The organism is Streptomyces viridochromogenes, from assembly GCF_001270495.1.
Classification (GTDB): domain Bacteria; phylum Actinomycetota; class Actinomycetes; order Streptomycetales; family Streptomycetaceae; genus Streptomyces; species Streptomyces viridochromogenes_A.
Genome location: NZ_LGUR01000195.1, coordinates 84,416 through 97,234 on the forward strand (window position 1 = coordinate 84,416; position 12,819 = coordinate 97,234).

General features: G+C 70.8%; 12 protein-coding genes. 6 read left to right on the plus strand and 6 right to left on the minus strand.

All coding sequences use genetic code 11. From position 1 onward, the window contains the following. Positions 1-458 precede the first annotated feature (458 nt). Positions 459-767 carry a chorismate mutase gene (locus ADK36_RS19780; RefSeq protein WP_048586956.1) on the minus strand — a complete coding sequence of 103 codons (309 nt, stop codon included), beginning with the start codon at positions 765-767 and terminating at the stop codon, positions 459-461. 331 nt (positions 768-1,098) lie between these two features. Here ADK36_RS19780 and guaA point away from each other — a divergent pair, with 331 nt between their 5' ends. After that, on the plus strand, positions 1,099-2,676 hold the full coding sequence (gene guaA / locus ADK36_RS19785) for a glutamine-hydrolyzing GMP synthase (RefSeq protein ID WP_048586957.1): 1,578 nt from the start codon (positions 1,099-1,101) through the stop codon (positions 2,674-2,676). A gap of 25 nt (positions 2,677-2,701) precedes the next feature. Here guaA and ADK36_RS19790 read toward each other — a convergent pair whose 3' ends face one another. Beyond that, entirely contained in the window at positions 2,702-3,175 is a 474-nt protein-coding gene (locus ADK36_RS19790) for a pyridoxamine 5'-phosphate oxidase family protein (protein WP_048586958.1), read from the minus strand. Positions 3,176-3,359: 184 nt separating this feature from the next. Between ADK36_RS19790 and ADK36_RS19795 the strand changes: the two genes are divergently transcribed. Next, positions 3,360-4,166 (plus strand): class II aldolase/adducin family protein, encoded by an 807-nt coding sequence (locus ADK36_RS19795; RefSeq protein WP_048586959.1) that lies wholly within the window; start codon positions 3,360-3,362, stop codon positions 4,164-4,166. Between the two features lie 37 nt (positions 4,167-4,203). On the opposite strand, the gene ADK36_RS19800 is transcribed toward ADK36_RS19795, so the two are convergent. After that, entirely contained in the window at positions 4,204-5,097 is an 894-nt protein-coding gene (locus ADK36_RS19800; protein WP_053198471.1) for a DUF4429 domain-containing protein, read from the minus strand. A 268-nt stretch (positions 5,098-5,365) separates the two neighbouring features. On the opposite strand from ADK36_RS19800, the gene ADK36_RS19805 reads away from it, so the two are divergent. Together ADK36_RS19805 and ADK36_RS19810 are read left to right on the plus strand one after the other, a co-directional pair. Continuing rightward, entirely contained in the window at positions 5,366-6,646 is a 1,281-nt protein-coding gene (locus ADK36_RS19805; protein ID WP_048586961.1) for a hypothetical protein, read from the plus strand. Between the two features lie 251 nt (positions 6,647-6,897). Further along, complete coding sequence (locus tag ADK36_RS19810; protein WP_048586966.1) at positions 6,898-7,428, plus strand: DoxX family protein; 531 nt, start codon at positions 6,898-6,900, stop codon at positions 7,426-7,428. Here the strand turns inward: ADK36_RS19810 and ADK36_RS19815 are convergent, their stop codons facing one another. Both ADK36_RS19815 and ADK36_RS19820 read right to left on the minus strand, forming a co-directional pair. Continuing rightward, positions 7,429-7,665: a hypothetical protein gene (locus ADK36_RS19815; RefSeq protein WP_048586962.1), complete on the minus strand. Its 237-nt coding sequence runs from the start codon at positions 7,663-7,665 to the stop codon at positions 7,429-7,431. Next, positions 7,652-9,067, minus strand: a complete 1,416-nt coding sequence (locus ADK36_RS19820) for a PspC domain-containing protein (protein ID WP_053198473.1) — start codon at positions 9,065-9,067, stop codon at positions 7,652-7,654. Before ADK36_RS19820 ends, ADK36_RS19815 begins: the two co-directional genes overlap by 14 nt. A gap of 179 nt (positions 9,068-9,246) precedes the next feature. Here ADK36_RS19820 and ADK36_RS19825 point away from each other — a divergent pair, with 179 nt between their 5' ends. Next, entirely contained in the window at positions 9,247-10,536 is a 1,290-nt protein-coding gene (locus ADK36_RS19825) for an ATP-binding protein (protein ID WP_048586967.1), read from the plus strand. Beyond that, on the plus strand, positions 10,533-11,252 hold the full coding sequence (locus ADK36_RS19830) for a LuxR C-terminal-related transcriptional regulator (protein WP_048586964.1): 720 nt from the start codon (positions 10,533-10,535) through the stop codon (positions 11,250-11,252). The genes ADK36_RS19825 and ADK36_RS19830 overlap by 4 nt, the downstream gene beginning before the upstream one ends. Before the next feature lie 34 nt (positions 11,253-11,286). Here the strand turns inward: ADK36_RS19830 and ADK36_RS19835 are convergent, their stop codons facing one another. Next, the gene (locus ADK36_RS19835) at positions 11,287-12,351 is read right to left on the minus strand and encodes a C40 family peptidase (RefSeq protein ID WP_053198476.1); all 1,065 of its coding nucleotides are present in this window, start codon (positions 12,349-12,351) and stop codon (positions 11,287-11,289) included. Positions 12,352-12,819 lie beyond the last annotated feature (468 nt).

Here is a 12,819-nt window from a genome sequence, read left to right on the forward strand (position 1 = left end):
CCTGGGAAGCGGCGCCGGGGGGTTGCGCCGCTGGTGATGGTCTATGGGGGTGCGCCCGGCGGCGCGGTGGGACGAGGAGCTTTTACGCATCGTGCGGGACGGAAGCGGTCGCCGCAACCGTTCGACCCTGCCTTGTACTCCGTCTCGGGAGTCGTGCTCCTTTGCTCGGGAGTCGTACTCCTTCTTGCCCTTCCCGCCGGTCGGCCCCGGGCGTCCCCGGAGCCGACCTTCTCTTGGGTGACCGGGCTGCTGTCCCCTGCCGTCCGGTCACTTTCCTGGAGCGAGGTCCCACGGCGTACGGCACGATCCGCACACCTCATCGCTCCAGCGAGCCACGCGTGGTTCGTTCGGGCCCGCCCCTGGCTGGCGCGGACACCGGTACCAACGAAGGGGTCCGGGAGGCGTCACGCTCCGTCCGGGTGAGAGGCGATGCGTACGTCTGTCCCCGGAACGTGGATTCAGATCCTGCCCCGGCACAACTCCAGCAAAGTCATCGCCAGCGCGGTGCCCGGCTTGCCCAGCGCCTCGCTGTAGTGGTTGAGGATCTCCAGCTCACGGGAGAGGTTCACGCGCCGGCCGCCCGAGGTGATCCGTGCCTCCTGGATCACCGCCGAGACGGCCATGCGTTCCTGGATCAGGCCGATGATCCGGTCGTCCAGGGCGTCGATGCGTTCACGGGCGCCGGTGATCACGTCGGCGGCCTCGGGGGTGGCGACGCCCGCAGCTTCAGCTGCTGATGTCTGGGTCTGTGCTGCGGTGGCGGTCATCTCGGGGCTCCTCGCTGGGTGGGGCTGGATGGGTGCGGTGCCCCGGAGCGACAGGATCCGGAAAACGCCAGGCGCCCCGGACCTTGTCGGCCCGGGGCGCCTGGGAAGTCGCTTGTCAGTTGCTCAAGCAGCACGACCATGGCAGCCGGTGGGCCGGTTGCCATAGGTAAAGAGGAAGGTCGGGTGCGTGAGCATGGGGTCAGTATGCCGTGCCCGCGGAGGGTGTCCAAGAGGGTTCGTATCGTGAGACGGACTTCGGCCCCGGGGGGCCTGCGCCGAGCCCGGTAGACTCGGCCTCACACACACCTCGCTCACCGCCGGAAGGCAACCCGTGTCATCAGCGAACCCCGCCGCCGCCACCGACACCGTCCTGGTCGTCGACTTCGGTGCGCAGTACGCCCAGCTCATCGCCCGTCGCGTCCGCGAGGCCCGGGTCTACAGCGAGATCGTGCCGAGCACCATGCCGGTCGCCGAGATGCTCGCCAAGAACCCGGCGGCGATCATCCTCTCCGGCGGCCCCTCGTCCGTGTACGAGGAGGGCGCCCCCCGTATCGACCGCGCGCTCTTCGAGGCCGGCGTCCCCGTCTTCGGCATGTGCTACGGCTTCCAGCTGATGGCGCAGAGCCTGGGCGGGACCGTCGACAACACCGGTGCGCGCGAGTACGGCCGTACGGATCTCCACGTGTCGAAGTCGTCCTCCACCCTCTTCGAGGGCACCCCGGCCGAGCAGCATGTGTGGATGTCGCACGGCGACGCCTGTTCCGCCGCCCCCGAGGGCTTCTCCGTGACGGCCTCCACGGACGTCGTCCCGGTCGCCGCCTTCGAGAACGACGAGCAGAAGCTGTACGGCGTCCAGTACCACCCCGAGGTCATGCACTCCACGCACGGCCAGCAGGTGCTGGAGCACTTCCTCTACCGCGGTGCGGGCCTCAAGCCGGACTGGACGACCGGGAACGTCATCGACGAGCAGGTCGCCGCGATCCGTGAGCAGGTCGGCGACAAGCGTGCCATCTGCGGTCTGTCCGGCGGCGTGGATTCCGCCGTGGCGGCGGCGCTGGTCCAGAAGGCCATCGGCTCCCAGCTGACCTGCGTGTACGTCGACCACGGCCTGATGCGCAAGGGCGAGACCGAGCAGGTCGAGAAGGACTTCGTGGCCGCGACCGGCGTACAGCTGAAGGTCGTGGACGCGGAGGAGCGCTTCCTCAAGGCGCTCGCCGGGGTCAGCGACCCCGAGGAGAAGCGTAAGATCATCGGCCGGGAGTTCATCCGGGTCTTCGAGCAGGCGCAGGCCGAGATCATCGCGGACGAGGGCCCGGCCGTGGAGTTCCTCGTCCAGGGCACCCTGTACCCCGACGTGGTCGAGTCCGGTGGCGGCACCGGCACGGCGAACATCAAGTCCCACCACAACGTCGGCGGGCTCCCGGAAGACCTCGAGTTCCAGCTGATCGAGCCGCTGCGCAAGCTGTTCAAGGACGAGGTCCGGATGGTCGGCCAGGAGCTCGGCCTGCCGGATGAGATCGTCCAGCGTCAGCCCTTCCCGGGCCCCGGCCTGGGCATCCGGATCGTCGGCGAGGTGACGAAGGAGCGGCTCGACCTGCTGCGCGAGGCCGACGCCATCGCCCGCGAGGAGCTGACGGCGGCCGGCCTCGACCGCGAGATCTGGCAGTGCCCGGTGGTCCTGCTCGCGGACGTCCGCAGCGTGGGCGTGCAGGGTGACGGACGGACGTACGGCCACCCGATCGTCCTGCGGCCCGTCTCCTCCGAGGACGCGATGACCGCCGACTGGTCGCGGCTGCCGTACGACGTCCTGGCGAAGATCTCGACCCGGATCACCAACGAGGTGCGGGACGTCAACCGTGTCGTCCTCGACGTGACCTCGAAGCCGCCGGGGACCATCGAGTGGGAGTAGGCCCTGCGGGAGAGTGGGGCAGGCCCTAGGTGCGCTTGATCGTGCGTACGGGCTCGCCGGGCTGCCAGACCTGGACGACGAGGTACTTGTCGTCCTCGACGTAGGTCCTCACGACCTCGGTCAGCTCGGTACGGAAGAGGTGGAACGGCTCCGGCGGTTCCACCTCTTCGCCGTATGCGGCCTTCACCTGCGGATCCTCGACCTCGACCGCCCGCCCGGAGATCCGTACGTCACCGCCGCCCATGGACTGCCCCTCCCCGGGGTTCGCCTGGAGCGCGAAGCGCGGGTCGCGGCGCAGGTCGAGTGCCTTGAGCGAGTTCGGCATCATGCCGAGCCACAGCTCGCCGCCCAGGAAGCGGACCTCCAGGCCGGTGGTGCGGGGGGAGCCGTCCTTGCGGAGGGTGGCGAGGACGTGGTGGGTGAAAGCACCGAAGCGCTCCTCGGTGGTGCGGGCGAGGTCCGGTTCGGCCTCGGTGAAGGCTGCCCAGTTCACTGTCATACGGCGAGTGTCGCGCTGATACCCGACATCCGCTGTCTGGTTTCCACGCCCCGGGGGACGTGAGGGGACGTGGGGGACGTGGGGAGGCCGTGACCGAGGGCGGGATCTTTACAGAACATGTCTGTTCTCCTGCGCTGACCGACGGTAACTTCCGCCCCGTAAGCACCCGAGCGCGGGAGGACACATGCACGGGACGCCCCTCGGGCCCATTCCGCCCTCGCCGTTGCCGACCGACCGGTTGCAGTTCGCGATGCCGCCCATGCACGACTCGGTCGAGGACGAGCGCCGGCACCGCAAGGAGCGGCTCGCGGGCGCGTTGCGGATCTTCGGGCGGCTCGGGTTCGAGGACGGTGTCTCCGGACACATCACCGCGCGCGACCCCGAGTTCAGCGACTGCTTCTGGGTGAACCCGTTCGGGATGCCGTTCAAGCACGTCACCGTCAGCGACCTGGTCCTCGCCAACTCCGAGGGACAGGTGATCGAGGGCCGCTACCACGTCAACCAGGCGGCGTTCACCGTGCACTCCCAGGTCCACGCCACCCGCCCGGACGTCGTCGCCGTAGCCCACTGCCACTCGGTGCACGGGCGTGCGCTCGCGGCGCTGGGGGAGCTCCTGGATCCGATCACGCAGGAGAGCTGCGCCTTCTACGAGGACCACGCGCTCTACGACAGCTATTCGGGCGTGGCCGTCGACGCCGTGGAGGGCCGCCGGATCGCGACCGCGCTCGGCTCCCACAAGGCCCTCGTCCTGCGCAACCACGGGCTGCTCACAGTCGGCGACTCGGTGGACGCGGCGGCCTGGTGGTTCCTGTCGATGGAACGGTCCTGCCAGGTGCAGTTGACCGCCAAGGCGGCGGGGCGTCCGGTACTCATCGAGCATCGGCAGGCGGTGGCCACGCGGGAGCAGCTCGGCGGGGATCTGGTGGCGTGGATCAACTATCAGCCGCTGTGGCAGGACGTCAGCCGGAGTGAGCCGGATCTGCTCAGCTGACGGGTGCGGGGGCGGGTTGAGGGGGCTGGGCTGCGGGTCAGAAGCCTCGGAGGACGACCGCCTTCGTCATCGCGAACTCCTCGTCCGTGAGCACCCCGTCCCGGTGCAGCTCGCCCAACTCCCGCAGCCTGCGCAGGAGTACGTCGTGGTGGTCGGCCGGGCATGGGACGGACGCCGTCAGCCGGGCGCGGTCGGCGTGGTCGGCCTGGTCGACGCCGGGGCGGGTGGACGGGTGTGGCAGGCGGGCGGTGACCGCGGTGGCGACCAGGGCGGTGAGCAGGTCACGGCGGGCGCTGCCCCACAGGTCCAGGGCGTACGGGTCCTTCTCGGGCGGCAGTTCGGCGAACACCGTCTCGCGGGTCATGAAGCGCAGGAAGCCGTCCTCGTAGCCGGAGTTGGGCAGCCACTCGACCTGGACGAGGTCGCCGACGCTGATGATGCGCGGGCCGGTCGCCCGCTTGACCCGGTCGGAGGTGTCGGACCAGTCGATCCGCACCTGGGTGCCGTCGAAGGAGACCGTCCCGTCGGACGAACGGACGGAGACCGGGACCGCTGGACCGGGGAGGAGGTAGGTCTTGGTCGGTTCCTTGGGGACCTGGTCCAGGAGCAGCGCCCGGCGGATCTCCTCGGCGACGTACTCGGCGACCCCGGAACCGTCGATGTCCACCGTCAGCCGGTACGGATCCGCCATGTCGGGCAGCCGGCCACCGGTCGCCTGGAGCAGCGGGTCGGCGCCCTCACGCAGCCGCATGCGCAGCCGTCCGCGTTTGCGTTCGGGCTCGAAGGCGATGCTCGCGACCGCTTCGAGGGGTACGGCGATCTCCCCGTACGTCTGCCGGAACAGTGGCACGGAGCGGTGGAGTCCCGGCGTGATCCGGACCGTTGTGCCGTCGAAGGCCCAGGTCCCGTCGCGCTGGATGATCTCGGCCATAGGGGAATTCTCGCAGCCGGGTCAACAAGCGGGCCCCTCTCATCACCCGCGCCGGCCTGACCAGCGGGCCGAGGAGCGGGCGGAGTACGGAACAATTCGCTGGTGCCGTACGGGAGTTGTCGGTGGCGTGACCGGCGGTCGCAATCCGTGACGGCCGGTATGTGAGATCCGGGTGCCGGTCGTGGGGTCGTGCGGCTATAAGGCCATGAGGTCATCTGGTCGCTGGGGCACCAGGTCATGAGGGTTCTACGGAAGGCGGGCGTCGGGCGTGGCGGTGCAGGAGGCTGGGCAGGGCAGCGCGGCATGGGGCCCGCATGGGGGCGGCTGCACCTGTGGGGACTGTCCGCACGGGGCGCGTGCGGGGCATCGGCGCGCGGTCGCCGAGTTCCTGCTGAAGCGGGACGGGTTCGCGGCCGGGCAGGGGCTCCCGGCCGCGGTGGCCCACTCGGCCTCCGCCTCCCGGCAGTGGGTCTCCGAGGAGTTGACGCAGTCGGCGGAACTCGTCGCCGAGCGGGGCCGCGCCGAGGGGGAGGCGTGGCTGGCGCGGCTGTGGAGGCGCACCACGTGTGTCGTCTGGGGTCTGTTCGTGGCGCTGCTGCTGGTGCAGGCGTTCACGGCGATCGGCGCGGGGTGGACGTCGGCGCGTACGGCCGGGCTGCTGGCGGCGCTGGTCACGGCCGGGGCGCTCACGGCGGCGTCATGGTTCCACCGGGCGCGGGGCGGGGCGCTGGCGCCGGTCATCGGTGAGGACAATCGGCTGTCCACGTCGCGTGCGGTGGCCGGGGTGTGGGTGCTGTTCGTGGCCTACGCCGTGCTCGTGCTGGTGGGGCGGCTGGCGGCGGCGTCCGGGCAGCGCGAGCGCGATGCGCTGATCGCCGGTCTCGAACTCGGGCGGGGAGCCGGTGTGGTGACCGTGCTCGCCGTGGTCTGCGCGATCGCGGTGCTGGTGCGGCGGGTCGTCGGGGTGCGGGTGCTCGGGCAGCGCCTGCAGAAGGTGCGGGCTCATCGGCCCCGGGCGGCTGATCTGCTGACGGATGATGCGGGTCGGGGGACGTTCGCGGACATCCAGTACGTCGTGATCGGTGGGGTGGCGCTGCTGTTCGCGGCGGTGCGGCTGGCTCGGCGGCCGGATCAGTTGCCCGATCTGCCGTGGGGGCTGGCGGTGGTGGTGCTGATCTCGGCGGCCACGTATCTGGCCGGGAAGTATGCGGAGGGGGGCCGGCCGGTGATCCTCTCGGTGGTGCGGGCCCGGGAGGCCGGCGACCTGGACGCGCCGATCCGGACCGGGGACGACATCGAGATCCGGGGGGCCGGGTTCGTGCCGCCGGGGGCGCAGGGGGCGGACCGGCTGTCGCGGATGGTGGTGCGGATCGGGACGGTGCATGTGCATGTGCCGTTGGTGCCGGTGAGCGGGGGCTTCAGCAATCCGACGGACGCGGTGCTGACGGTGCCGGTGCCGGCTGATGTGGAGCCGGGGCGGGTGGAAGTGCAGGTGGTTACTGCGGCGGGGGCGGAGACCGGGCGGTATTCGATTGACGTGACGGAGTGACGGGGTGAGCGGCCCGTGGGGGGTCGCGGCTACGCCTGCGGCGCCTGTTCGGGTTCGGTTGGGGTGCGCGTAGCGCCTACGCGGCTGCAGGCCCGTGGGGGTACGCCTCGGCTGCCTGGTGTGACAGGGGTTTCCCTTTTGGCGGGGCTGGTCGGAGAATACGGGGCGGCAAGAGTTGAGCGGCGCAGCTACTGCGTACGTATCGTCTTTTGAGGGGTCACGGCACGGCGGGCGAGAGGCGGCTTCGGGCGATGACTCACGGTATGCATTCGAACACGCACACCCCTTATCTCGACGGCGACCGGAACTGGCGGGACACCGCTTCCCGGTACGCACTGCTTCCTCTTCGCGTCTTCCTCGGTGTCACCTTCATCTACGCCGGTCTGGACAAGCTCACCGACAGTGCCTTCATGAAGGACGCCGGGTCGGGGTCGGTCGGCGACATGATGCGGGCTGTGAAGGACTCGTCGGCCATTCCCGCCATGGTCGACATGGCGTTGGAGAGCCCGGTCGGGTTTGGCTACGCCATCGCGTTCGGTGAGCTGGCGGTGGGTATCGGGACGCTGATCGGGTTGCTCGCCCGTCTGGCGGCGCTGGGTGGGGCGCTTATCTCGCTGAGTCTGTGGCTGACGGTGAGCTGGGCCTCCGATCCTTACTACTACGGCAATGACCTCGCGTATCTGATGGCCTGGCTGCCCCTCGTGCTCGCGGGGGCACCCATGTTGTCCGTGGACGCGGCACTGCGCGCGCGGCGGCGGCAACGGGCGGGCGGTTTTCGGTAGTCAGTGGGTGTCGGGTTCCGGGGCTGTGGTCTTGCGGGGTGCTGCGCGGCGCCTGCGTATCCCTCGGGTCATGACTCCGACCGCGCCTGCCAGGCACAGGCCGCCGACGACCATGGGGATCACGACGAACCATGGCGTCTCCCAGGCGCCGCCCGCGTCCCCGGCGTAGACGATGCCCGCGAGGGTCAGGAAGGTGCCGGCGACCAGCCGGCCGGGCTGGAACTCATGACGTAGCACGGCTCACCTCCGCCTGTCCCACGCCGACGCTCAGGTCGAGGTCCAGTGTGCCTGCCGCCTTGGTTCCTGCGGGCGGTGTCAGAGTCAGCTCCTTGTGTTTGCCCGGTGCCACGTCCACGTCCTGCTTGTCGTCGCCCGGGAGCTGGATGTCTCCCACCCCCACGTCGATGCTCAGTTGCACGGTCATGTCCTTGGGGACGATCACTTTCAGTCGGCCCACGCCCACGTCGGCTCTCGTGGCCACCGTCTGGTCCTGGGTGACATTCAGCCGAGTCAGGTCCAGGGTGCCGACGCCGCTGCCGAGGTCGTACTGCTGCTGTACGTCCGCCACGGCCGCCGGGCGCCAGTTCCGCTCGATCCAGTGGGTGCTGATGTCCTTCGGTAGCGCGGCCGAGGCGGCCAGCAGGCCCGCGGTGATGATCGCCAGGAATATGGAGCCCGCTCCCGTGCGGCCCAGGAACGCGCTGACCGCTATGCCCAGGCCGAGAACGAGCAGCGCGCAGGCCAGGCCGGTCTGGAGGCTGGTGCCGAGCGCGTGGTCCTCCCAGGTCCCGCCGGTGCCGAGGGCGCCCGCGAGCAGGGCCAGCAGGAACACCCAACCGCCGATGGAGCGGGGACCGCGTGGCTTGGGTTGCCGGGGGTGCCGGGTGCGTATGTCGCCGCGGCTGCTCCAGGTGCCCAGGCCGATGTTGACGGCCGCCGCGATGTCGCGGTCGCGGGGGCCCCAGAGGTAGCCGGTGCCGCCCTCGTGGGTGCCGTCCTTGACGATGGGGTCGCGCCACCAGGAGGGGTAGGCGGTGGGGACCGGTGGGGCCTGGGCCTCCGGCGGGGCATCGGCGACGGTCTGGGCGGCGAGGGGGTCGGGGTCGGGGGTGCTGCGGTGCCGGGACCAGTAGCCGGCGCCTGCGAGGAGGAGGGAGAGGACGACGGCGAAGGTCAGCACACCCCCGTTCTTCAGCAGCGTCAGGAACACGCCGCAGCCGACCAGCGCGAACAGCACGGCTGTCAGGGCCTGGCCGTCGACGCGGCCGGTCAGCAGCTTGCGCACCTCGTTCTCGTCCTCGTCGTCGTACGGGACGAAGAGCCAGGCGAAGCCGTAGAAGAGGAGGCCGATGCCGCCGGTCGCGGAGAGCACGGCGAGGGTGATCCGGAAGATCACCGGGTCCATGTCGCACTGCCGCCCGAGCCCGGCGCACACTCCGGCCAGCATCTTGTGCCGCCGGTCGCGCCGGAACTTCTGCGGCGGGGCGAGCGCGCCGGCTTCCGCGCCCGCTTCTCCGTGCGTGTGCGCGCTCGGTTCCTCACCCGCGGCGCTCGCGGGTGCCGGGCCGGACGCATTGCCCGCGGTGGGCACGGCGTCCGGCCCGGGCACGGAGTCCGCGGCGTGCTGGTGATCTGTCATGTGTCCATGGTGACGGGCGGGTCGGCCTTGCGGGAGTCGGAATGACCCTGGTCGGACCCTGATATCGGCCCCTGAGGGGAGGCTGGGGAGGCGTTCGACCCAGCGATCCTCGAAGATCAGGGGAGTATCGGGGGTCGACCCTGATGCTCCGGTGCTCCGACCGTGTGAACATCGATGGCATGCCGGAAGCCGCAGCAGCGCCACTCGTCGAACCGCGGCCGCCGCGCAAGCTCTACCGCAGCAGCGACGGACGCTGGCTCGGGGGCGTGGCGCGGGGGCTCGCCGGGCATCTCGGTCTGCCCGTCATCTGGGTGCGGCTCGTCTTCGTCGGCCTGTTCATGGCGGACGGCCTCGGGGCACTGCTGTACGCCGCGTTCTGGTTCTTCGTGCCGCTCGGCGTCGGCGGCGTCGACGCGCAGCGGCCCTCTCCCTTCACCACCGAGACCGCGCCCGACGGCCGCCGCAGACTCGTCGCCCGCAAGCCGGACAAGGGGCAGATCGTCGCGCTGCTCCTCATGGTCGTGGTGGCGATGGTGTTCGTCGGCAGCGTCGACCTGGGTAGCGGAGCCAAGGCATACCTCCTGCCCGCGGTGCTCGTCGGTGCGGGCGTCGCCCTGGTCTGGCGTCAGGCGGACAACTCGCGGCGGGCCCGCTGGATGGAGGTCGGGCGGCGACGGCGCACGCTCACCCTGCTGCGTGCCGCGGGCGGTGTCGTCCTGGTCACCGCCGGCGTCTCCGGCATCTTCGTCCTTCAGGGCTCCGCCGCCCACCTCGGCTCCGTCCTGCAGGCGGCGCTGGCGGTCCTCGTCGGCATAACGCTCCTCGCGGGCCCGTATCTGGTCCGGATGACGCAGGACCTCTCCGAGGAGCGTCTGATGCGCATCCGCGCCCAGGAGCGCGCCGAGGTCGCCGCGCACGTCCACGACTCGGTGCTGCACACCCTGACCCTGATCCAGCGCAACGCGGAGAACGCGAACGAGGTCCGCCGCCTCGCCCGAGCCCAGGAGCGCGACCTGCGCACCTGGCTCTACAAACCCGAGGGCACCGGCAAGGACGAGGCCGACGAACCCACCAACCTCGCCGACGCGGTCCGGCGCAACGCCGCCGAGATCGAGGACAAACACGGCGTCCCCATAGAGGTCGTGGTCGTCGGCGACTGCCCGCTCGACGAGAGAATCGCAGCACAGATGCAGGCCGCGCGCGAGGCAATGGTGAACGCCGCGAAGTACGGTGGCGAGGGCGGCGCCGTGCAGGTCTACGCCGAGGTGGAGGGAAAGACCGTCTTCGTGTCCGTCCGGGACCGCGGTCCGGGCTTCGACCTCGACTCGATACCCGCCGACCGCATGGGCGTCAGAGAATCGATCATCGGCCGCATGGAGCGCAACGGCGGTACGGCCCGGCTTCGGGCGGTACCCGGCGGTGGTACGGAGGTCGAGCTGGAGATGGAGAGGGCGGAGAAGACGTCATGAGCGACCCGACCGAGGCGAACGAGCCTGTGGAGTCGACCGGCGGGAGCGCGGGCGAGCGGCACGTGCGCGTGGTCCTCGTCGACGACCACCGCATGTTCCGCACGGGAGTCCAGGCCGAGATCGGCCGGACCGAGCAGACCGGCGTCGAAGTCGTCGGGGAGGCCGATGACGTCGACCAGGCGGTCACGGTCATCACCGCGACACGGCCCGAGGTGGTACTTCTCGACGTGCACCTCCCGGGTGGCGGCGGGGTCGAAGTCCTGCGCCGCTGCGCCCCGTTGATGGCGGACGCCGAGCAGCCCGTCCGCTTCCTCGCCCTGTCCGTCTCGGACGCGGCAGAGGATGTCATCGGGGTGATCCGGGGAGGTGCCAGGGGGTACGTCACCAAGACCATCACCGGCACCGACCTGGTCGACTCGGTCTTCCGGGTCCAGGACGGCGACGCGGTGTTCTCGCCGCGGCTCGCGGGGTTCGTGCTGGACGCCTTCGCGTCGACGGACGCGCCGCCGGTCGACGAGGACCTCGACCGGCTGACTCAGCGCGAGCGGGAGGTGCTGCGGCTGATCGCCCGGGGGTACGCGTACAAGGAGATCGCCAAGCAGCTGTTCATCTCCGTCAAGACGGTCGAGTCCCATGTCTCGGCGGTGCTGAGGAAGCTCCAGCTGTCCAACCGGCACGAGCTGACGCGGTGGGCGACGGCACGGCGCCTGGTGTGAGACCGGGCCCCGGCGCGCGGGGGCACCGGCTCGGTCACGCGACCCGCGTGGCCCCTGCGAACGGCATCTCGTCGAGCGGGGCCACGCGTACCGGGGCCGAGGGGTTCGGGGCATGGATCATCTGGCCGTTGCCGATGTAGAGGCCCACGTGGCTGATGCCGGAGTAGAAGAACACCAGGTCGCCCGGGAGCAGTTCGGAGCGGGCGACGCGGCGTCCGGTGTCGATCTGGGCATAGGTCGTGCGGGGGAGGGACAGTCCGGCCGAGCGGTACGCGGCCTGGGTGAGGCCCGAGCAGTCGAAGGCGTCCGGACCGGTCGCGCCCCAGACATAGGGGCTGCCCAGCTTGGAGTAGGCGTACGAAATGGCGGTCGCGGCACGGGCGTTGGGTGCCTGGGCCGTGGCCGAGCCGGGAGCTCCCAGGGCATCGCGGGTGCCTGTCGAGGAGCGGGCGGCGCGGTCCGTGCCGTTCGTCTGGAGCCGGGCGCGCTCCTCGGCGGTCAGCCGGGCGAGCAGGTCGCGGGCGGTGTCCAGCTTGCCGGTGACCGTCCTGCTGTGCCGTCGCAGTTCCGACTGGCGGGACTTCAGTGATGTCAGCTCGATGTGCGCCGCCCCGCGCAACTGCTCGATCTCGCGCAGTTGCCCGCGGACGCTAGCGACGGACGCCGCCTGGCGGTTGCCGGTGCGTTCGGCGAACTCCGCTCCGTCGAGGTAGCGGTCGGGGTCGGCGGAGAGCGCTAGCCGGAGTGCCGGGTCGAGGCCGCCGTCGCGGTATTGCGCCGCTGCCATCGAACCGAGTTCCTCCCGCTCCGAGTTGAGCTTCTCCGTCCTGCGGGCGGCCTCGTCCTGCAGTCTCCTGATCCGCTGCTCGGCCTCGTCCGCCTGCTCCTTCGCGCCGTTGTACTTCTCGGTCGCGACCTCCGCCTCCTGGTACAGCTTGTCCACCTTCGCCTTGACCTGCGCCGGCGTCAGTTGCGGCTCCGCGTGTCCGGTCCCGTCGAAGCCCGTCGCCGTCGCCGCGCCCGCCAGGGCGATCGTCCATGCCGTGCGGGCCGTGTTGCCGCCGGCCGAGCGCTGACGGGGCTTTCGGTGCGCTGCCACGTGGACTGCACGTCCTTTCGTACGACCGCCTCGTCTCCCGTACGTCCGCCCAGCGGTGGCCCGTACGACCGTCCCCCGGAGGGAGCGGACCGCCCCGGGGGAGCGGCGGGCGTACGAGTGCCTGGGGGTGCGGACGTACGACCGCCCGGGGGCGGGTTACGCGTCCGGCGGCGGCCTGCACAGGGGGAGCTGGCCGCCGCCGGACTTTTCTCGGCGGTGGTGTCCGACTGCCGCCCCTGGCCCGGGCGGCGGTGGGGAGCCGGTCACCTGGTGGAGGACGCTAAACCTCACTGTGTCGGGGCGGTAACGCGTTGTGCGGAAGTGCCGGGAGCGGACCGCGGGATGACCGTAAGTGAGCGTGATCCCGGGTTGGGTGCGTCTTGTTCACGCTGTGTGCTGACCGATGTGACGGAATCGGGGGTGCGTGGGGGCGGCGGGGTGCTATGGCGCATATATGCAGGGTCGGGG